The organism is Paenibacillus turicensis (genome assembly GCF_017873435.1).
In the GTDB taxonomy this organism is placed as follows: domain Bacteria; phylum Bacillota; class Bacilli; order Paenibacillales; family Paenibacillaceae; genus Fontibacillus; species Fontibacillus turicensis.
Genome location: NZ_JAGGKG010000007.1, coordinates 1 through 22,191 on the forward strand (window position 1 = coordinate 1; position 22,191 = coordinate 22,191).

18 protein-coding genes are annotated in these 22,191 nt (G+C 37.2%); 14 read left to right on the forward strand and 4 right to left on the reverse strand.

What is annotated here, in order from left to right; genetic code table 11:
- Positions 1-171: 171 nt before the first annotated feature.
- The 9 genes from J2Z32_RS08585 (at position 172) to J2Z32_RS08625 (ending at position 12,277) form a co-directional block, all read left to right on the forward strand.
- Positions 172-381: a hypothetical protein gene (locus tag J2Z32_RS08585; protein ID WP_210088753.1), complete on the forward strand. Its 210-nt coding sequence runs from the start codon at positions 172-174 to the stop codon at positions 379-381.
- Positions 382-707: 326 nt separating this feature from the next.
- Positions 708-2,033, forward strand: coding sequence for an S-layer homology domain-containing protein (locus tag J2Z32_RS08590; protein WP_210088754.1), 1,326 nt, complete (start codon positions 708-710; stop codon positions 2,031-2,033).
- A gap of 35 nt (positions 2,034-2,068) precedes the next feature.
- Positions 2,069-5,413 carry a DUF5704 domain-containing protein gene (locus J2Z32_RS08595; protein ID WP_210088755.1) on the forward strand — a complete coding sequence of 1,115 codons (3,345 nt, stop codon included), beginning with the start codon at positions 2,069-2,071 and terminating at the stop codon, positions 5,411-5,413.
- 241 nt (positions 5,414-5,654) lie between these two features.
- The gene (locus J2Z32_RS08600; RefSeq protein WP_210088756.1) at positions 5,655-6,812 is read left to right on the forward strand and encodes a winged helix-turn-helix domain-containing protein; all 1,158 of its coding nucleotides are present in this window, start codon (positions 5,655-5,657) and stop codon (positions 6,810-6,812) included.
- A gap of 69 nt (positions 6,813-6,881) precedes the next feature.
- Positions 6,882-8,288 carry an MFS transporter gene (locus J2Z32_RS08605; RefSeq protein ID WP_210088757.1) on the forward strand — a complete coding sequence of 469 codons (1,407 nt, stop codon included), beginning with the start codon at positions 6,882-6,884 and terminating at the stop codon, positions 8,286-8,288.
- Positions 8,254-9,258 (forward strand): TRM11 family SAM-dependent methyltransferase, encoded by a 1,005-nt coding sequence (locus J2Z32_RS08610; RefSeq protein ID WP_210088758.1) that lies wholly within the window; start codon positions 8,254-8,256, stop codon positions 9,256-9,258. Before J2Z32_RS08605 ends, J2Z32_RS08610 begins: the two co-directional genes overlap by 35 nt.
- 81 nt (positions 9,259-9,339) lie before the next feature.
- Positions 9,340-10,362 (forward strand): ABC transporter substrate-binding protein, encoded by a 1,023-nt coding sequence (locus tag J2Z32_RS08615; RefSeq protein WP_210088759.1) that lies wholly within the window; start codon positions 9,340-9,342, stop codon positions 10,360-10,362.
- Positions 10,363-10,406: 44 nt separating this feature from the next.
- The gene (locus J2Z32_RS08620; RefSeq protein ID WP_210088936.1) at positions 10,407-11,447 is read left to right on the forward strand and encodes a FecCD family ABC transporter permease; all 1,041 of its coding nucleotides are present in this window, start codon (positions 10,407-10,409) and stop codon (positions 11,445-11,447) included.
- A gap of 2 nt (positions 11,448-11,449) precedes the next feature.
- Positions 11,450-12,277 carry an ABC transporter ATP-binding protein gene (locus J2Z32_RS08625; protein ID WP_210088760.1) on the forward strand — a complete coding sequence of 276 codons (828 nt, stop codon included), beginning with the start codon at positions 11,450-11,452 and terminating at the stop codon, positions 12,275-12,277.
- Between the two features lie 102 nt (positions 12,278-12,379).
- Here J2Z32_RS08625 and J2Z32_RS08630 read toward each other — a convergent pair whose 3' ends face one another.
- A complete protein-coding gene (locus J2Z32_RS08630) occupies positions 12,380-14,116 on the reverse strand; it encodes a methyl-accepting chemotaxis protein (RefSeq protein ID WP_210088761.1) in 1,737 nt (578 codons plus the stop codon).
- A 229-nt stretch (positions 14,117-14,345) separates the two neighbouring features.
- Between J2Z32_RS08630 and J2Z32_RS08635 the strand changes: the two genes are divergently transcribed.
- Positions 14,346-15,038, forward strand: coding sequence for a queuosine precursor transporter (locus tag J2Z32_RS08635; protein ID WP_210088762.1), 693 nt, complete (start codon positions 14,346-14,348; stop codon positions 15,036-15,038).
- Positions 15,039-15,140: 102 nt separating this feature from the next.
- Here J2Z32_RS08635 and J2Z32_RS08640 read toward each other — a convergent pair whose 3' ends face one another.
- Positions 15,141-16,226: a M24 family metallopeptidase gene (locus J2Z32_RS08640; protein WP_210088763.1), complete on the reverse strand. Its 1,086-nt coding sequence runs from the start codon at positions 16,224-16,226 to the stop codon at positions 15,141-15,143.
- A 70-nt stretch (positions 16,227-16,296) separates the two neighbouring features.
- On the reverse strand, positions 16,297-17,283 hold the full coding sequence (locus tag J2Z32_RS08645) for a 2-hydroxyacid dehydrogenase (RefSeq protein WP_210088764.1): 987 nt from the start codon (positions 17,281-17,283) through the stop codon (positions 16,297-16,299).
- Between the two features lie 282 nt (positions 17,284-17,565).
- Between J2Z32_RS08645 and J2Z32_RS08650 the strand changes: the two genes are divergently transcribed.
- On the forward strand, positions 17,566-19,062 hold the full coding sequence (locus J2Z32_RS08650; protein WP_210088765.1) for a copper amine oxidase N-terminal domain-containing protein: 1,497 nt from the start codon (positions 17,566-17,568) through the stop codon (positions 19,060-19,062).
- Positions 19,063-19,247: 185 nt separating this feature from the next.
- On the forward strand, positions 19,248-19,397 hold the full coding sequence (gene rpmG / locus J2Z32_RS08655; RefSeq protein ID WP_210088766.1) for a 50S ribosomal protein L33: 150 nt from the start codon (positions 19,248-19,250) through the stop codon (positions 19,395-19,397).
- 73 nt (positions 19,398-19,470) lie between these two features.
- Here rpmG and J2Z32_RS08660 read toward each other — a convergent pair whose 3' ends face one another.
- Complete coding sequence (locus J2Z32_RS08660) at positions 19,471-19,995, reverse strand: shikimate kinase (protein ID WP_210088767.1); 525 nt, start codon at positions 19,993-19,995, stop codon at positions 19,471-19,473.
- Between the two features lie 288 nt (positions 19,996-20,283).
- Here J2Z32_RS08660 and J2Z32_RS08665 point away from each other — a divergent pair, with 288 nt between their 5' ends.
- Positions 20,284-20,700: a NusG domain II-containing protein gene (locus J2Z32_RS08665; RefSeq protein ID WP_210088768.1), complete on the forward strand. Its 417-nt coding sequence runs from the start codon at positions 20,284-20,286 to the stop codon at positions 20,698-20,700.
- Between the two features lie 388 nt (positions 20,701-21,088).
- Positions 21,089-22,069: a helix-turn-helix domain-containing protein gene (locus J2Z32_RS08670; protein WP_210088769.1), complete on the forward strand. Its 981-nt coding sequence runs from the start codon at positions 21,089-21,091 to the stop codon at positions 22,067-22,069.
- Positions 22,070-22,191: the final 122 nt, after the last annotated feature.

Here is a 22,191-nt window from a genome sequence, read left to right on the forward strand (position 1 = left end):
AAACTAAATAACCAGTCGCCAGTGAATTACCGGCGTCTGGCTGCTTAAACTTGTAAGGTGTTTTGATCCCTGTCTCACATAAAGGGGTCAGTCCCCAGTGATCCAGATGGTTTTATTATCGTTAACTTTAATATTGAATCGATACGAGATGGCAATCTAAAGGAACCACATTTGCAATATATTCATGCACCGATGATGAATCAGACAGTGGGAGAAGGGGCAAACAAGGAGAAATATCTAAATCAATGGTTAATGGAAGGCTTCCAAAATAAAATAGTAGATGCATATGGGAACCATTTTAACTTAATTGATGGCGATACTGTTTTCTATCATGGCAATAAATCAAGTCGGGATGATTTTGGTTCGTATATTACTCACTAATTTAATATTATACGATAACTAACTAATTTCAACTGAAACTTAACTTATAAGTAACTTTTTAAATCGTTATCACTCCTAATTATCCCTTAACGAATTAGAATTGTGTCCTAGTAGACCATCTAATTTAGAAGCTCCTTATTTAAAATTTTAAAAGGTCGAACGCAGAGTACAAAGTACTAGCAATCGATCTTTTTTTGTGCAAAGTTAGAACAATTTTATGAAATTAATAAAGACTTACAAATTTCGACAAAGTTAACACTTTAAATATGATAATATTTTCCTATATATGGTTCAAAAGTATGATACAGAGAATAGGAGAGAATAAAATGAAAAAACGTAGTTTGTCAGCTATTATCGTAGCTTCTTTACTCTTAAGTAGTACAGCTATACCTATCGCATTGGCTGAATCAGTTACAGATCAACAAGAGACCACTGAAGCAAGTGAGAGTGTTAAAACGCAAGAATCTAAAACGCTAGAGTCTCCCTTTACAGATATTCAAGGCCACTGGGCAGAAGTAAATATTAAACAGGCTTTTACACAAGGATACATAAGTGCTTCAGCAAATGGGAAATTCAATCCCAATCAGTTTGTGACACGCGCTGAATTTTTGAAAATGTTGATTGTAGCGCAGAACATAACGGTGGAGTCCCTTAATCAAGGCGAAGCGTGGTATAAGCCTTATATTACGGCAGGTGAAAATAAAGGGATTTATAAATCAGGAGAATATAAGGCTGAGCAATGGACAAGCCCGATTACTCGTCAAGAAATGGCTAGAATGGCGGTTAGAGCAATTGGCGCTGAGGACAAAGATAACGATGAGATGTATGTTGCAGTCCAAAAAGGGCTAATTAGTGGAACTGGTGATGGTAAGCTAAGTCCAGAAGGAAAAACAACCCGTGCCCAAGCGATTACAATTATAGAGCGGGTGTTGAAGATTAATGAAGGAGAAAAACTCCCTGTTGATGATAAAGCCTTATCAGCAGCAGAGCAACATAAAAATGCACCAAAAGACCCATGGGGTAGGGCGATCAGAACAACTAATTTGCCTAAAAACTATAAGGATTTCCCGTATATATTAGCCGATGCACCTAATGAGTTGTATGACTTAAAGCATGAGTCTGCCTTTCCTGAGAAATTTAAAACTCCAGTTCAATTTTTTGAATCAGATGGCTTCAATAAAGCTGGTATTGATGGACTTGTAGAGTATGTAGAACAATATGTAAATCAAATTGTAAATGTAGACTATACAACATTGAATCAGGCTTGGGCTGATAAGTTAATTGCTGTCATGAATACCACAAATAATGCAAGAGCTGTAAAAGAAGAGGTTGCCGAATATATTAAGAATGCCAAAGCGAATAAGGTAAAAATACAGGGAACTGTAAAAGCTGAGCCTTCGATTATTTTTATAGATGGATCTACTTATATGCGGATATATTTTACTTTTAAAGTTACTGATTTCAAGAATACAAACAAAGCAATTTTTTATGATTCAACCAAGATTAATATCAAAAAAAATATAGAGTATGTTGGATACTCTAACATTGCACTCTCCACACCTGCTTTTGGTGTTGCCGAAGGCGATTATTCTTATACTGTTGTATCGCTTTTTGCATCTTTGTTCGAAGAAGCAACATATCGACCTAGATAAAAAAAGTTAAAGGCTTATCTTTTAAGGAGAAGCTTATGAAAATAAAAAGGTATTCATTTTATATATTAATAGTATTTATTATAGTGCTACTAGCTAGTCAACTTTTTAGTGTGGAAGTGAAGGCAGCAAAGGCAGAAATTGATTTTGAAAGTGGAACAGGAGATTTAATTATCAAGGTTGATTCACATAAGGCATCAACTGGAATTAGATTTCGTACAGTAGATTGGATGGTTACTACTACATCATCTTGTAAGGGGAATAATTGTGTTCCTAAAAACTATAAAATGATTGGTTATCAATCGAAGGGAACTTTAAGTACGATCCCAAAAAATCCTGACCCAGGTAGCACATTTAAAACAGTATTCAGACTTGAAGCTAAAGATGTTTATGATGTATTTAAAGATTTTAAAAATGAAGATCGAACCAGCGGCTATTTTTATTTTAATGGCTATCTTGAATCCTATGATGCTAAAACAGGGAAAACAAGAAAAGGACCTTTTAAAACATTAGAAGGAATTCGAGAATCTGAAGGATGGCAACATAAGGGTGATTTCAGAAATTATTTTGATATAAAGGTTCCAGATTCTCCACACCCACTGACCATTATTACTCAGGTTTTAGATGGAAGTGGAAAAATAATAAAAAAAGACATTGTGAAAGAAGAGAAGCATAAATTATTTGTTGAAATTAATTATACTGTGGATGCAACTAAAGACTATAAGGGGCAAGTGGCAAAATTACTTCAATCTTCATTTATTCCTAAGTCAAAACTTGGAAAAGATAAAATTATAGTTAAAAAAGACGACGATAGAAATTGGAAATTTACGATTCCCCCAGGTGGAGCTGATTTAGTTATCACCTATTTATTAGAAGGCTCCTCATTACCACCGGAAGGCAAGTGTCAAATCCAAATTCATTCCCCTTCCAAAGGACAAACCATGACTGACCAGGTCATGGACCCTTCTGTTAGTGGGAAGCTTAGAGCGGATATGCGAGGGAATGAACGATTTAATGTTCTTATGGGAATTCCCACGTCTGAGGATTTGTATGCAAATGTGCTTGCTAATGAATATTTGTTTAAACAACAGTGGGCAAACATGAGAGGGAATGTCACGTATGATGTGGATGTTATAAAAACATTTAATAAAGTGTGGACGATAGAAGGAGAAGAAGCTACTGACACAGACCCTGGAACACCAGATATACCTATGAGAGTCCCTGAACCTGTAAAAGAAACGATTACAGTAACAAGGGATTATGCTTATTGGCAAATTGATAATCTAGAAGTATACGGGATAAATAATGCGTTTCTATCAAATTATGCTTTAGGTGGGATGGGTGGAAGTGTAACACTAAATCCTTATGGGTATTACCCACCAAGATTAGCTTCAATGCATAGTGACGATGTAGAAGACCATGTCATTCCGTCAGCCTGTGATGAAATCGACTTAGGAGAAGAGGACATAGGCGGAGAAGGAGAAACTTCAGAACCTTCCTTACCCGACTATATGTCAGAATTTAAAGCAGAAGCCGAAGCGTCGATTAAAGAAAATACAGTCAAAAATGATTACGTTAATTTTAATGGTGATTTACTTATGGATGATGAGGAAACTGAAACTACAGGACCTACACCAAGTTCAATCCCAAGACCGTCTGTCATAGATCAAGATGTGCTTTATGAAGATCAACTTACTATTAGTTACACGCTGACTAATAAAGCAAATCAACCGACAACAGGCGAAATTAATTACGAGTTGTTACCAGATAATGTAGGGGGAGGGGAAGATAAAACTTTTCCAATTCCAAATGTAAATCCAGTGACAGTGCATACGCCAGTTGTCAATTATTCAGCGGTTTCTGATGATCAACGTCATAATCAGAAAAGTAGTCCAAATTTAAAGCGCTCAGCTTTAATTTTAGAACGACCGTTTGTGGTAAGAATCCCAACCTCAGGGCAACATCTACCCGAAAGTAGTTATCCTGGTTATGGGAATCGTGATTACGAAAAATATTTCAGAACAAAGCAGGTTAAATTTCCCTTTGATGTGTATGATGCAACCCAAACTAACTTTTATCCTAAAAATACATGGATTGATATTCCAGTCGAGCAGCTTGAAACCACCTTTTTCTTACCTGTATGGGTAGATGAAGGAGATTATCAGGTTTACTTCCGAAATATTGCAGAAAATGCACCGGATGATTTACCTTATCAATATGATGCTAACCTTGATTTATACAACCATGTTGCGGCAGATGAGGTGGCGGTTGAGGTCATTGGGCGACTATATGATTTTCACATTACAGATGTTGCTGATTATAATTGGGAGCGTGTATTCCGAGTCGCAGAAGGAAGTAATCAACCCACAGGGGTATCCTATTGGATTGGTGATAAAAATATAGACGGTGCACCTAGAGGAAATAGTAGCCCTTACATGTTGTCCATTTATCCTGGTAGTCACCCATTACAAGGGTATAAAAATGCAGTCATTAAAACGGGGTATCACTTTAAATTTGATCTGAAAACAAAAGGAAATATGTTTGGACAACAGGATGGAATTCGGATCACACCACAATTTCGCTATGTGAGCAAAACAGGGAAGGACTATGGTGAGGTAGATTTATATTATAGAACGGATGACAATCCTTTTGTAAAAATAGGCTCCAAGCAAGATGTTGTGCAAAGATATACGATTTTAAATGAACGACTTAGAAATGTTCCTGTGCAAGAATTAATAGATAGTGCTAGATATGAATATCAATATGAAACTGAAATTAAGCAGGGAGGTAAAGCAACAGGGTTAACACAAGAAGCCTATATTGAAAATTTTATTAATAAACAAAGCAAACAAAAAACACCAATTGGAAGCTATAGCTTGTTGTTATTACCAAGACAGCTTGGAACGATGATGGGTCCTAAAGATTGGTATTTGAATTTACCGATGCCTGCCTCTGTTAATCAGATGAGAGCCAATGTTGCTGTGCAGCGATGGTATGGGGAATATAGCTTACCTACTGCTCCGTATATTGTAACAAAGGGAACTAATCTTGGACGTTACGGGACTTTAGATGATAAATCAACGGTTTTTTTGCAAAACAGTGAGCCAGATGGTTTTATTATCGTTAACTTTAATATTGAATCCATTCGTGACGGCAATCTAAAGGAACCACATTTGCAATATATTCATGCACCGATGATGAATCAGACAGTGGGAGAAGGGGCAAACAAAGAGAAATATCTAAATCAATGGTTAATGGAAGGCTTCCAAAATAAAATTGTAGATGCATATGGAAACCATTTCAACTTAATTGAGGGCGATACTGTTTTCTATCATGGTAATAAATCAAGTCGGGATGATTTTGGTTCGTATATCACCCATTGATTTAGTTCAATAATATTGCAAAAAGAATCGACTTCACATCATTTAAAAATCTCAGTAAATCACATATAAATAGCACATTAAAATAACCCTTAGCGACTCAAACCGTCTATTTCATTAGATTAGTTGATCGTTAAGGGTTACTTTTTCATCTATTCTTTAAAATAAACTCGTCCACATTTGTGATAATATAAAAATAACATGTATTTTGTTCAGGATTTATTTAAGGAAAGGAATCACCATAATGTATCTAAAGCTCAACGAAAGTGAATTTTCATTGACTGCTGAGGGAACGACGATTCAGTTGTTTGCTAAAGAGTTTGCACTGTTACAATTTCTTTTCCTTAATCAAGGACAGGCTTTTAGCCGGGAGCAATTGTTAGATAAAGTATGGCAAGGAGAACATCCGACAGATCGAACAGTGGATGATCATATTTATCGATTGCGGAAAAAATTGAATCCTTTGTCTGGAGTAGAAATTGTAACGATTCGTAGCTTTGGCTATTCCTTACGTGTTCATAGATTACATAACGAACAAAATTTCAAGCCTACTTTGCAAGATTCTGAGTTAAATGCAGCGATGCGGGATGTTTTTGTGAAATATCATCAGTATGGTCAAGGAAAATCGATGTTAGCGCTCGCGGATCAACAGGACTTATTAGGATATGAGGTTGATAAATTTTATGCTGTATATATTCACTTTGTACAGGGTGATTTGCAGTGGTTATTGTATTCTAAGGATGTCGCAACTGAAGAGCGATTGTATTGGTTATTGTTAAATTATATGTACCTAAGTGAACCCGAGAAAGCACTTTATTATTGTGAGCTTGCCTTGAAAAAGAATGTATTATTGCCTTCCCAACATTTGGAGCTGGAGATCTTAAACATTATTGATTTGTATGCACTAACAGGGAAGAAAGATCAAGCGTTAAAACGACTTGAACTTACATACAGCTATTGTGAGCAACCTGAGATGAGCAACTTTTATTTATCGACTGCAATTACTGAAATGTATGTACATTTATTATTTGAACATCCAAATGAGCTAAGATTGAGCCAACTAGCAGAAGAGATTGAGCACCTTTTATTAGAAAAACCATACTTACGAGAAACAGGCAGTTTTCAGGTGATTAAAGGGTTGAGCTTATTCAAGCAAAAGCAATGGGAAACAGGAGAGTTATTGGTTGATAAAGGGTTACAGATTATGGAGCTTTCAGGTTTTGTTCCTTTATATTACTTTGCATTATATCGTGTATATCACTACACAATGAGATTTTCAGTGAAAGGCAACCTACAAAAGAAGTATATTGGACTATATGAAGCCGCAAAGCATAAGAGGGACTACACTGCGCTCTTACCCCAACTTGAACATAAAATACACAAGATGCTGGTAACCCTCTGATATTACTCTGACAATCCATAAGTACACTTCATACGATAGAAATTTTAGTGTCGTAATGGAGGAGAAGAAATGGATGAAAAGAGAGGATACAAAAATAGAGGTTTATTAAACAATCAAACCTTTAGAAAAGTTTTTATTGTGTACATGCTTACTACCTTTGGGGATTGGTTTGATGCTTTAGCGATTCAGGTTGTTGTAGGTTATCGCTGGGGAGTAAGCCCCTTAATGCTAGCGTTGATTCCAATTGCAATAGCACTGCCTGGAGTTTTGCTTAGTTCTGTAGCTGGTGTTGTTGCTGATCGACTTTCTCAAGTGAAAATAATGCGGGTTTGTAATCTGCTAACTGCGGTATTATCCTTAACCATATTTTTAGCACCTAATATGATTTGGCTGCTTTGCTTCATAGCTGTTCGTGCCGCTGTCTCAACGATTTACGTTCCTGCACAACAAGCACTTACGAGAGTAATTGTAAGAGAGAATCAAATATTAAAGGCTACCTCCTTTAATGGTCTAGTCAATCAAGGTTCAAAGATTGCAGGGCCCTTGCTTGGTGGGTTTGCCCTACTTTTATTTAGTCCAGAGTGGTGTATTTTGTTTAATGCCTGTGTAAGATTTGTTTGCTTTTTGATGTTATTTTTAGTAAAAGACAAGCAGGTTAATGAAACAAACGCACATATAGAAACTAGAACAAGAGCTGAAGCAGAGCAAGAAGTATATTCACAATTAGATCCACAAGTAAACCCTCAAGCATATCCAGAGGTACAACTAAGTGATCATAGTGATGCCTTGGTTGAACCAAAAAGCTCTTTTCGGTTAATGTGGCGGGAAGGTTGGACATTCATATTTGGCAATAAATTATTAAGAAATACACTTTTATTTGGGTTCATAGGCACAATTACGATCCAGATGATTGATTACCAGTTTACAAGCTTATTTCGTACAATTGCACCATCACAAGAGTCATTTTTAGGCTGGATGATAGCTGCTTCAGGACTAGGTGCTATAGGTAGTATCTTGATGATGAATAAAATGAATAAGATGAATACGGCGCTAAATTATGGCTGGCGATTAGGAACGGGATATATTTTAATTGGCATTTCAATAGTAGGTTTAGGTATGCTGAATGTAGGACAATCTTTATTATTTATTTTGTTATTAGGTCTAGTGTTGGGAATAGGAAATGGGATATTTTTTATTACATTTAGCTATTGCCTACAGAAGGAAACCCATTCCAAGATGATTGGTCGTGTATTTGGGATTCAAAGTACTTTACTAAGTATGGTTATGTTATTAGCACCTTTATTAGGTGGGGTTTTAGTTCAGCTTAAAGGAGCACAAGACATATTTGTGGCGTTAGGATTACTTATTTTATGTATTGGACTGCTAGGTGTCGTATTCAATACAATGATTTGGCCTCACCATCTACAGAGGGAGCATAGCAATGAAAACAATCAAGTCAAGGAGTATAGCACCTAAATTTATTTATATGTATGCTTGTCATGAAACGGAGCAGGAATTATGTAGTATGGAATTAGAAAGCTTGCTAGGAATTGAGTTAGGTATGAATAAGGATTCTAGTGGAAATCGTTCCTATATTTTGTCTGATATCAACCTTGAGGATAACCGTAGTCCTTTTATTACGGCAAAAATGGAAATCTTGTATGAAACCTCTTCATTAGAGGAACTGTTGAATGTGATCCAGACGTTGGAGTTTGCGAAGCATGAGACCTTTAAGGTTCATTATTTGAAGCAAGGTGAAATCAAGGATTATGAGCAAAAGCGTAATATAGAGCGCAGACTTGGAGCTGTTATTCAAGGTAAAGCAAGCATGAAGTCCCCGGATATCCTGTTTGGAGTACTCTCTACGTCACAGCCTGAACGCTGGTATTTTGGAAAATGTGTGGAAGCCACTTCCCCTTGGCTTGCTCATAAGCACAAGCCCCAAAATTATTCTACAGGGTTAAGTACAGTAGTAGCTAGAGCGTTAGTGAATATCGTTGCACCTCAGATTGAGGGGACTAGAGTGATTGATCCATGTTGTGGTATGGGCAATGTAGTTATTGAAGGTTTATCCATGGGCGTAAATATTGTGGGGAGGGACATTAACCCTCTTGCGATTCGTGGAGCAAGAACAAATTTGCACCATTTTGGTTATGGAGATTCATTATTAGTCGAGCTTGGGGATTTGCGTGATATTACTGCGAAATATGATGCGGCGATTGTAGATATGCCTTATAATCTATGTTCTGTCATGTCCTTAGAAACGCGTCAGGAAATGCTAAAGGCGGTGTTTCGCTTTAGTGATCGTATTGTGATTGTTTCTTCTGAGCAGCTAGAGCAAGATATTGTTGAAGCAGGAGGATATATTCAAAAAAAATGTACAGTGAGAAAAGGGTCGTTTGTTCGATCCGTATGGTTGTGTTGTGACGCTATGGCTAGGTTGTAAGTCTTTGACTAGGTTGTAAGTCAGTCGCTTTTGACCTATAATTTCGGTAGGATAAGTGAGGAATAGAAAGGGAGAGGAATCATGAAAGGTTTTAAACAAAAATGGGGAATTTGGCTCGTAATCATGGTGCTTACAGTGATAGCAGGCTGTGGGACAAGTAAGCCTGAGGTCAAACCAGACAACCAAAATAAAACTGCTGAGGAGCAACAACAAAATTCAAATAAAGCGACTCAAAATAAAGAAGCAAACCAAGGCGATCAAATAAAAACGACGTATCCACTAACCGTCAAGGATGCAAAAGGCACGAGTTTTACTTTTGATGCTGCACCACAAAAAATTGTTTCTTTAGCTCCTTCGGAAACGGAAGGCTTGTTTGCTTTAGGATTAGATGAGAAAATTGTGGGCGTATCGGATAACGATGACTATCCAGAGGCTGTGAAAAGCAAGCCTAAAATGGGAGGCTTTCCTGTCAATGTTGAGGCTGTAGTTGCTGCACAACCTGACCTGGTATTAGCAGGAGATTTGGTTGACCCAGCAACGGTAAAAAGCTTAACTGATTTAAATATTAAAGTATATCAATCCAGTACAAATTCATTAGCAGAGGTGTTGGCTAATATTAAGACGGTTGGTGAAATTACAGATCGTCAGCAGCAGGCAAACGAAGTGGTAAAGCAAATGGAAAAAGAACGTGATGAGGTTGTTGCTGCGGTGAAAACGCTCAAGCCAGAAGAAGTCAAAAAGGTGTATATTGAATTTTCAAAAGGCTGGACAGTGGGTAAAGGTGTCTTTATGAGTGAAATTTTATCACTAGCTGGCGGTGAAAATGTGGCGTCGGATATTGAAGGTTGGGCCGAGATTAATGAGGAAAGTATTATTAAAGCGAATCCTGATGTTATTTTATATGCTAAAAATTCAGTGGATGAAAATAACAAATCATTAGCTGATATTATTAAAGCCCGTAGCGGCTGGAATGCTATTACTGCTATCAAGGAAAATCGCATTGTTGGTTTAGATGATAATTTACTTAGTCGCCCAGGCCCACGTGTTACGCAAGGCTTAATTGAGATGACAAAAGCCATTTATCCACAACTGTTACAGCCATGAGTGACAAGCTAATGGGGAACAAGAGTCACAGACAAATGAGGAACATGAGAAACAAATTTGCGGGTTACGGAACAATTGGAGTAGTTATACTCCTTTTTTCTTTTACCCTATGTGTTGCTTTTGGTACAATACATGTGCCTGCAAGTGAAATTATTTCTATTTTACTGCATCGCATTGCTTGGTTAGGATCTTATATCACACCTAACTGGGACATTGCATCAGAACAAATTGTGCTTCAAGTACGATTACCCCGCGTAATATTGGGATTAATTGTAGGAGCTTCACTTGCTATCGCGGGAGCCTCTTTTCAAGGTGTGTTACAAAACCCACTAGCTGATCCATTTACACTCGGGGTATCCTCAGGTTCAGCTGCGGGTGCTGCTATCTTAATATTTTTTGGCTGGCAATTTTCTGTTGCAGGTATATTTTCATTGCCATTAGTCGCTTTTGTTATGGGAGCAGGCACCTTGTGGGTCGTTATGTGGTTAGCAAAAGACAACGGAAAAATACCGATTCATAGTTTAATTTTAGCAGGGGTAGTTATGCAGGCTTTTTTAGGAGCCATCGTATCCTTCCTTACGGTCATGTCCAAAAAAACTGTAAATGAAATATTATATTGGACTATGGGAAGCTTAAGTTTGCGTGGTTGGTCTTACGTCTATATTTTGCTACCCTATCTGATTGTGTGTGGATTGTTTTTATGGAGTAAGGCACGTACGATGAATGTATTGTCATTAGGGGAACAACAAGCTGCATTTACAGGTGTGGATGTGGAGCGAACAAAATGGCAAATTTTATTTGCGGCAACACTTTTGACAGCGGCGGCTGTTTCTGTATCTGGTATTATCGGTTTTGTTGGCCTTGTTGTGCCACACATGCTAAGATTGCTGATTGGACCAGACTATAGGCTCATTATTCCTTTATCTGCAATAGGAGGTGGAGTCTTTATGATGTGGAGTGACCTTGCTGCTCGCGCATTACTGGCCCCAACTGAAATTCCTTTAGGGGTAGTTACTGCCTTTTTTGGTGCGCCATTTTTTGCTTATTTATTATACATTAACAAAAAACAACAAAGGTTGACTTAGCCATGACTGATAAAGGTAACAAAGCTACAGTTAAATATAAAGATAAGCCTATCCTTGATGTTCAGCACATAAGTAAATCATATGCACAAAACAAAATATTTTGTAATTTGAATTGGACTGTTGAGCGTGGACAGTTTTGGGGTATTATTGGGCCAAATGGCTGCGGTAAAACTACATTGCTACATCTAATTTCAGGTGTGGAAAAGTTGGATGAGGGTCAAATTTTGCTTGAAGGACAATCGGTTCATAAATATAGCAGGAAAAGCTTAGCGCAAAAACTGGCAGTGCTAAAGCAGGATGGGATTCCTCCTATGTCCTATACAGTTAGAGAAGTAATAGAAATGGGAAGGTTTCCGTTCCAAAGCTGGCTTGGAAAAGAGCAACAACAGCAAAAAAATGACGTCGTTGAGGAAATTTTGCATTTGCTTGATTTGAAAGAGCTTGCTTCAGTCCCCTTACACCAATTAAGTGGAGGGCAGCGACAGCGGGTTGCACTTGGAAAGGTCATGGCACAAGAGCCGAAGCTAGTACTCCTAGATGAACCCACTACATTTTTGGATCTTCGTTACCAGATGCAGTTTATGGAATTAGTTGCTAAGTGGCAGCAAGAGCAAGGATTGACTGTAATTGCTGTCATGCATGATTTGAATTTGGCATCATTATTTTGTGAACAATTACTCTTGTTGTCTCAAGGTGAAATCTATGCGCAAGGCACACCAGCTGAAGTCCTTTCGCCGGAAGTTGTTCAATCTATTTTTGATGTCTCATCACTTGTTGCTACTCATCCTAAATATCAATTACCACAGATTATGTTAAATAGGAAACCATGAAAATTAAAAGTAAGAGGAGCCTGGGTAGACTCCTCTTGTTCTACATATATTAAATTCGTGACTCATGTGCTTGAGTAATTTTGAGTTCAGCCTTTTCTAGAGTTAAACCTTAAATTTAAGAATTGCTTCATTTAACGAAGCAGCTTGTTTTTGCAGCATAACTACAGTTTCTGCATGTAGCTCCATTTCAGCCAATTGGCGATCAGAGTTTTCAGTAATTTCCTGCATCCCATCTAAGGATTGTGAAGTAATCGTTGCAGATTCTTCTACAGAAGCGGTAACCTCCTGACTTCCTGCGGAGACCTGTTGCGTGGAAGCCGAAACAGCATGTATAGCTGAATTTATGCTTTCAATCAGGCCGGCTAATTTTTCAAATGCATGTCCTGCTTGTTCAACCAACTGAGCACCTTCTTCGACCTCTTCGGTTACATTTTTCATCGCAGAAACACTTTGTAACGATTCCTCTTGAATGCTAGCGAGGTATTCTCCAATTTCATTGGTTGCTTGACGAGATTGCGCTGCAAGTACTCGCACTTCCTCTGCAACAACAGAAAAACCTTTTCCATGCTCACCGGCACGCACTGCTTCGATCGCCGCATTAAGTGCTAAAATGTTAATTTGTTTTGTAATTTCGCTGATCTTATACACAACCTGAGCAATGGAATTTGCCCGCTCGCCTAAAACAGAAATGAAGTTTAGGGAGATATCCGCAGATTGCTTGACATGTTGCATTTGTGTAATGGCTGTTGCGGATAATTCATTGCCTGTTATTGCTTCGCTTGAAGCGATTGCGATTTGCTCAGTAACATCTGTACATGCCACGGCGATGCTTTGAATACCTTGAGAGATCTCCTCCATCGCCCTAGCGTTGTCCACAGAAGCCGATGCAATCGTAGTACTACCTTGCTGGACACGTTGTGCTAATTCATTAGAGTGTTCTAAAGTAGTAGTAAATGTATTCGTGGATTGAATTAATTCATGGGCGCCATCTGCTACAGCATGAGAGGTATTACGTACTTGTGCGATCATATTTTTAAGCTGTTCCGTCATGACAATAAAGCTTTGGCCTAGCTGAGCGATTTCATCTTTTCCTTTGACTTCGATTGTATTGCTGAAATCCCCCGTAGCCATTTGCTCCGTTACAGTAACTAGCTTTTTAATTGATTTTGTAATTCGATTACTGCTGAAATATGCAATAACCATCCCAATGACAACAATTAAAATTGTAATCCATAAGCAGATTGAAAAAATTAAATCCTGTTTCTTTTCAATAAAGGTACCGTCCATTCCTACAGCTAAAATAAGAGAACTGCCAGGAATTGCAGTATATGATGTTTTATGAGAGCCAAAATCATCCCTGTATAAAGGACTGATTTGTAATTTGCCTTTGAGTGAGCTTTTTAATGCATTTTGAATCTCGAGCTTGTCCCCAGGCTTCATGGCAGACTTTTCATCTTTTGCGATTACGGTGGCAATATCATCTTGATATTGAATTATATAAGCGGTATCAAGTCCAAAGTTTTCAACACTTTTAGTTAAATAGGATTCCACTTTGAATCGAGAGTTTTCACTGCCACTGGAAAGCTGCTGAGCGGCTGTTGTGTCTAAATTTTTGTAAATGTCTTTGGAGCTAGTTGTGAGAACATTATCAAACTGTGGTAATACATTTTCGGAAATAATCCCCATTGCAACATAATAAAAGCTAATACTAAATAAAAGTGAAGATAATACAAGAACAACGGTGAAGGTAGTCATGAATTTGTGACTAATGGACTGTTTAAATCTAGGCCTCTTCAATTTTAAAAATTTAAACGGCTTAAATGACTTGATTTTGAACATGAAATCCACTCCAATCTCCCTAAAAATTTCTCTCTTTTCTCTCTTGTTCTATTTTACCAATGGTTTATAAGCACTAGTTTACAAGAAAAAACCAATCTTGCCTATTACTTTTGTGAGGATTCATGAAATAAACTGTAGATTCCTGACGTATGGTGTGATATTCTAGGATTTGCTATGATAGCCGCGGTTCGTAACCATCCCGCGTAATCAAAACTAGGAGGACATAAAATTGTTTAATTTTGGTTGGGGTATTTTATTTGTATTCGTTAATTTTTGCTTTTTTCTAGCGTGTTATTGGTGGTTTGGGAAAAAAGGATTATATGCGTGGATTGGTATTGCCACAGTCATTGCGAATATACAAGTGGTTAAAACGATAGATATGTTTGGTATTGTTATGACGCTAGGGAATACGCTTTACGTTAGCTTATATTTAACTAGTGATTTACTAAATGAAAAGTATGGTCGTGAAGAAGCGAAGAAGGCAATATGGTTTGGCTTTTTTACGTTAATTATGACTACGGTGTTAATGCAGATGGTGTTAGTATTTCAGCCTCAGCCTGGTGATTTAGCTCAAGCCTCTTTAAAGTCGATTTTTGGATTAATGCCAAGGCTTGCATTAGGTAGCTTAACAGCGTATTTTGTTAGTCAATTTTTAGACGTAAGATTGTATTCGTGGATCAGACGATTTTATCCTAAGCCACACCAGCTCTGGATTAGAAATAATGGTAGCTCGATGCTAAGTGCTTTTGTAGATACATTAATATTTTGTTCAATAGCATTTATTGGGGAGTATAGCTTTTCAGTTTGGTTAGAAATTTTGTTTACAACCTATATTATTAAATTTGTGCTAACCGCAGTAGGTACACCCTTCTTGTACATTGCAAGAGGTTTTCATGATAAGGATGTACAAGCAAAGGATTAAAAGTTATTAGAAGGAAAGTAGAATAATGAAAAATAGATGATAGGAAAAGAGAGCTATAGTCAGCTTAACTGATATAACTCTCTTTTTTTGTTCAATTCAAGTTTACAATTGGATCAGCTCTTTTGGATAAGAAGTTAATACTTCTACACCATTTTTGGTTACAAGCACATCATCTTCAATTCGTACGCCACCTACACCTGGAACGTAGATGCCAGGCTCAATTGTAAAAACATTTCCTTCGGCTAGCAAAACTTCATTATTACCATGCACAGAAGGGAATTCGTGTACATCAATCCCTAAACCATGCCCTAATCGGTGAATAAAGTATTGCCCATAACCGGCTTGCTCAATAACATCACGTGCTGCTTTATCAATCGAAGCAAAGGTCACGCCTGGCTTGACGGCTTGTATGGCAGCCTCATTAGCTGCTAACACAATGTCATAAATTTTTTTGCATTCTGCTGAAGGCTCACCTAACGCAAAGGTCCGTGTAATATCAGAAGCATACCCATTAGCGTAAACACCAATATCAAACATGACTAGATCGCCTTGCTGAAGCTTACGAGTTCCTGGTACACCATGCGGTAGTGCTGTTTTTTCACCAGATAGGACCATGGAGTCAAAGGAGGGACCATCCGCACCAAGCTTACGAATTTGGTATTCTACTTCGGCTACTAGCTCATTTTCAGTCACACCCTCAGCGATATGGGAGATTGCATTGTCTAACACTTGTTCAATCAAGTCTACCGCATAACGAATTTTAGCAACCTCATCTTCACATTTACGAACACGTAAATCTCTCAGCCATGGACCAACGTCAAGATATCTAGCGAAGGAAAGGCTAGACTGAAGTTGCTCAAATACAGCTAACGTCATATGCTCCTTTTCCAGTCCGATTGTTCCTAAAGGTCCTTTAATTCGTTGTTTGAGTAAATGATAAGGGTTATCTGTATCTTGATGTGTAATAATCTCGCGAATGGTAGAAGACTCACGTGCTGCAGTCTCGTCTAGGGCTGGAACCATCATAAAAGGATCATTGCCAGGTTGAAGAATTACACCTAAAAAACGTTCATGTGGGTTGCTTAGAAAGCCAGTTAAATAATAAACATGCTTGGGATTAGTTATGAGGAGTGTATGTATCCCCATTTCAGACATCTTCTTTTCTAACTTGTTCCACTTAAAATCCATTTATTACGCCATCCTTTCCATTTCTACCTAAATAATATCGTAATCAAACATAAAGTAAAGTAAGAGTAGCTTATTGAAGTTCAATTAAATCAAAGAGCTCTTTTACAAGATTAGGAGGACATTCCCCTTGTAAAGCAGTAACCAAGTTTTGTGCTGCTAGTAGCGCCATAGCGTCCCTAGTTTCTTGTGTAGCCGAACCGATATGGGGTAAAAGGACAACATTAGGTAGGGTAAGCAAAGGATGATTCGGATCAATTGGTTCTTGCTTGAAAACATCAAGTCCTGCTGCATAGATTTGTTTGTTTTGCAACGCTTCCACTAATGCGTCTTCATCTACCGTCGCCCCACGGGAAGCGTTAATAAATATGGATGTTGGTTTCATTAAAGCAAATTGTTTTTTGCCAATCAGATGATAAGTCTGTTTAGTTAGAGGTGTCATTATTACAATAAAATCTGCCTCAGCTAGTAGCTTCTCTAATGTACAATATTTTGCATCTAGTTTGTCTTCAAGTTCTGGTTTACGGCTTCGGTTATGATACAAAATATTCATATCAAATCCCCATTTTGCCCGATGTGCTACTGCTTCTCCAATGCCACCCATTCCAATTATACCTAAAGTTTTATGATGGACATCAAGTCCAAACATGGATTCTGGCAAGCTGCTTGTCCATTTACCTTGTCTGATGTATTGATCTATCTCAGGTATACGGCGGGCGGTTGCTAGCATAAGAGAAAAAATTAAGTCGGCTACAGTTTCGTTTAGAACGCCAGGGGTATTGGTTCCTAACACTTTTCTTGCTCTCATTGCTTCGATATCAAAATGGTTATAACCTACGCTTAAGGTGCTAACCACCTTTAGTTGAGGGGCGTGAGCAAGCAATTGTTCGTTAATGGTATGACTTGCAGTTAGCAGTCCATCTGCTTTAGGTAAATGCTCAAGTATCATATCCATTGGCATAGTGCCTTGATCCTCCCACTTTATATAACGACAATGGTCGGCAATAAATGTCTCTACATGCTGAGGAATTTTTTTTGTTATCACTACATAGGGTTTCATGGGGCATAACTCCTTTGTCTAATTACAAACTATGACTAAAATAGAACAGGTTATTTAATTCACTTATTATTTTATCAAAAAAGAGGGATAAACACACAATCGGATTGTAGATTCAACTAGGTTTCAAGCGAATTATACCAATATATGCATTTACAAAGATTATCCAATAACAGATAATAATAAGAAGGGGTTTTACATATATGTATAAGGTGTAAGCATGAGCTACAATAGTCTCGTAATATGTAAAATTCAAATTTTTAATTGAGAGGAGACTTGTTTTGAATGAAATCTGTAGCTAAATGGTTGGCACTTCCTTTAATTGCTTTACTAATCATTTCTGGATGTACTGCCGTGGGAGGATTAGATATTCAGAAAGCAATTCAAGCAAACCTAAAAACAACATCCAGCGAATCTAAGCAAAGTATCAAATTCGAACTGGAGCCAGCATCAGATAAGCTTACTAAAGAAGATAAAGATATGATTGCACTTATTAATTCTACCGAGCTTCATATTGACAGTGCAAAGGTACAAAGCTCAAAAGAAATTTCTATTAAAGGTGATATTAGTTATTCCGGCAAAAAGCTGCCACTGCAATTATCTATGGATGAAAAAGGAATGGCAGTACAATTTGAGGGTGCTAAGAAACCATTTTACTTGTTCTTACAAGATAGCACCACAACAAACATAGATTTTAAAAAGTATGAAGAGCAGATTAATACATTAACAGCAAAATTATATGAAGTAATTTTCAAGCATTTACCTAATCCCAAAAATATTTCCGTAAAGTCTGTTCAAGAAAATATCAACGGACAATCAACTAACTTAACACAGCTACATGTTGAACTAAACGGAGAAGAAATTGTAAGCTTAGTTAAACCATTTGTAACAAGTCTTGTTAAAGACGAAGTGGGATTAAAGGAGTTAATTGGTGTAATTTATGATTTCGCTTCTAGCATGAATGACGTTGACCCAAGTATAAATGTGCCTGATTTAGGCAGTAGAGATGCTGCGATTGCGATGGCTTATGGTATGATTCAGCCTGCGCTCTCTGAATTTGTTGGAAAATATGATGAGTATTTAGCTGAAGCATATAAACAAGAACCAGAATTAAAAACGGTTTTGGGTAAGGAGACTGTTTTAAAAACAGACCTTTACTTTGACAGCAGCTTAAAAATCCGTAAACAGCATGTTGAATTAAAGGTTATGCTTCCTAAATATGATGATATTCCAGTGAAATCATTTAAAATAAGTAGTGATGTTGAGGTATGGAATATTGGTGCTGATGTGAAGGCGGATAAGGTAGATATCTCTGGTGGTGTCGTAAATTTAGGTTACGATTCTGAAAATAATATGACACCAGGAACCGTCTTGCGTAACTTCGAGCCTAACTCAGATGTATATGGCTTACTAAAAAATCAACTTAAAATTACGCAACAAAGCTTTATGATTGATTCTGAAAGTGATTATTACAATGTCATTAAAAAGCAAGGCTCTGCATTTATACCTTTACGTCAGGTTACGAGTCCACTCGATGCAGAAGTGAAATGGACTAAAGGCTCTAAAGTCATCACGATCATTGATGATATTACACAAAAAGAAATTGTATTGACTGTAGGCTCTAAAGAGGCTGTAGTTGGAGGAGAAACTGTACAATTAGCAGCACCCGTGTTTGTACACAAGGATGGCTCAACCTATGTGCCTTTAAGATTTTTAGCGGAGGCGCTTGGAGCAAGCTTGCATATTGATAGTGAGGGTTGGATTACAATTACGCGTAATTAAGCGTAATATATGACAGTGGATTGTAGTAGGGAAAGATTGTGTCTCTTGAAGAGGCACAATCTTTTTTTTGTTGTCAAGTATTCACCACACAAGCCTTGAATACTTGACAATAAAAAAAAGAAAGTATATTATTTCTTTAATCGTAAATATTACTATTAAAATTCAAAATTCAAGGAGGAATTTATATGCGAGTAGTGGTTACTTTGGCATGTACAGAATGTGGGGATCGGAATTATACAACAACTAAAAACAAGCGAAATCACCCTGAACGCTTAGAGTTAAGAAAATACAGTCCTAGATTAAAAAAATATACGATTCACAGAGAGACAAGATAATGCAAAAGGAGACAGAAATAGTTTGATCAACAAACTATTTCCGAGGAAATGAGTGCAAATGTGATTTTACACTTTATTTGATAAGTTGAATAATCTCTTCTGCTGTTTCTAGTGGTGTTTTGCCCTTCGTATACACAATATGTTTAGCAAGCTCATAGTTAGATTTGTGTTCAATGAAATGGGCATTAATAGCTATCTTTTCGCGTTCATCTAGTATACGTAAAGATTCCTCCTTATCTTCTGAAGGCAGGATGAGAAATACGTTGTTTTCATGTAACATTGCGTTGGCTACTTCTGAAAATAATTGTTCATCTTCATACACAGAATGGCCCCCACCAAAGTCTATGACATGGTTTTGATAGTCTTTTAAAATTTGAATTATAGTTTGTGCTTCAAAAGGCTTCCAATATTTATACACCTCTTCAAAGCTAATTGCTCGAAGTGCTTGTTCCTTTTCTTTACTATAACCAAGCTTTTGATAATAATGCCAGCGCACATCATCAACACAGCATCTTGGATAAGAAAGCTTCGTAGAGATAATATCAGCAAGCGTTGATTTTCCAGTTCCAATCGGTCCAATTAAAATGATATTTGACATGCTATAAACTCCTTATAAAAAGATTTCTAGAATATAATGAAGCTCTATTTAGAAATTAGTACTTGACAACGACCTGGAGGCTGGTAGCCGCGATCCAGAGCGTTCTTGCGATTGTTGTTAAAATCATCTTCCTTTTATTGAAGTATATCTATGGATGGAATTTGATTTCAAGATTGAGCCTATAATAAAATCTAAATTAATGTTAAATTTTATTATACTTTAAAACTCAGCTATTATGGGGAATTTTAGATATCGGAGCTATGTAAATGATAAAGAGTGAAAACTATAATGAATAAATTAAAGATTGGTGACATCATCGTTATTGGTGTTATTTTGCTCATCGCAGGAGGATGGATGGCGTACCAGCAGTGGGAGCAAAACAGTTTAGATTCAACAACCACGCTAAGCGCCATCATTACTGTTGATGGAAAGGAATACGAGAAGGTTCCTTTAAGCCAAGATCTACAAAAAGAAATTGAGATTAAAACAGAGTATGGTCATAACATTTTAAAGGTTTTTGATCATGGTATCCAAATGGTATATTCAGATTGTCCTAAACAAATTTCAATGCAAATGGGGTTTATCTCAAAGCCCAATCAGGTCATTATTTGTTTGCCCAATCGTGTTTTTGTGGAGGTTGTAGAGGATAAACTGTCATTGGAGCAAGATAATCATATTGATGGATATGTTGGATTTGTTAATTGATCGATAGGAACTCGATTTATCTTTTGCTGATAATCACCCCCCAACTTGACGATGTAGGTTCTAAGGAGAGTCACTTGGGGGAGAACTGTGAATTGATAGCTAAGGTATGCTTACAGTTACGCGACCTTGATTATAAATAAACAAAAAAAGATTGTGTCTCTTGTTGAGGCACAATCTTTTTTTGTAATTTTTAGTATGTACAAAATCAATAAAGAGACAACATGATAAAGGAGAAAGAAAGAATCTAGTTCTTAGTTGCAAGTTGTTCAATACCTCTAATATAATAATGAAAATGATTATTATTATCATTTAAAACGAGAATAGGAGAGATTTTTTTTATGATACGTGTAAATACAAAGTATAACATAGCTGCTTTTGGTATAGGTTCATGACGAAAACTTCTATTCATCAAATTTACAATGCATACTTCGATGCGTTGTCTACATCTAGATGTGAACTGAGCAATGCTGAGCGAATGAAGTTTACTCAATCTAATAGTGATGGATATATCGATAGAATTATTACACCCTCTGGCATTGTCGTTGTTGATAGTGAATACCGTTTCAAGGATGATCGTCTAGTTCGTATCCAATCTGAAGCGTCCATGATTGAGCTAAGCTTTTGTATGCAAGGAAGCGGGACAGTTCAAGTGAAGAATGGTAGTCATGAGCTTATGCCTGATAGTTGCTCTTTGCAGTTAATGCACAATTTTCATGCAGAATTTCTTTATCGTAATACTAAGCCTATTCGTTTGCTATCGATCGGTATACCAGTTACACTGTTTGATTCATGGATGATGGGCAAAGGAGCTACCCAAGCTTGTAATTTAAGCGGATTGTTAGGTTCACAATCATTTCGAATGTTTCGTATGCCTATTCTATTGGAAACAGTTACATTATTGGCTCAAATACGAGACTGCCCATATCATTCCTCCATGAGGCAGTTATACGTAGAGGGGAAGGCATTAGAACTCATAGCCGCATATGTGGGAGCTTTTCTATTCGAGCAGTCTCACCTTGATGCAAGAAAAAATTCAATGTTATCTCGCCGTGATGTGGAGAAGGTATGGAAGGCAAGGGATATCATCCTGCTTCGCATGTCAACTCCACCGTCACTTGTAGAATTGTCTAGGTTGGCAGGGATTAATGAATACAAATTGAAAATAGGGTTCAAACAAGAGTTCGGTACGAGTGTATTTGCTTATTTACGGAATAAGCGCTTAGAAAAAGCATGGGAAATGCTTCATTCTGGTACCTTTAGCGTCAGTCAGACTGCAATAATAGTAGGCTACAATAACTTTAGCCATTTTGCCGAGGCCTTTCGTAAGCAATATGGAATTAATCCTTCGGAAATATTGAAAAAACGTTAAAGTGTCGAAAAAATTAATTTTAATGAATTATTTATCCGCGAAACCGTTATTCATACCTTCATCTGGTAGCTTCATTCTACGAGTAGTGTGTATGATCAATCTTGTTATATTGAGAATAATTA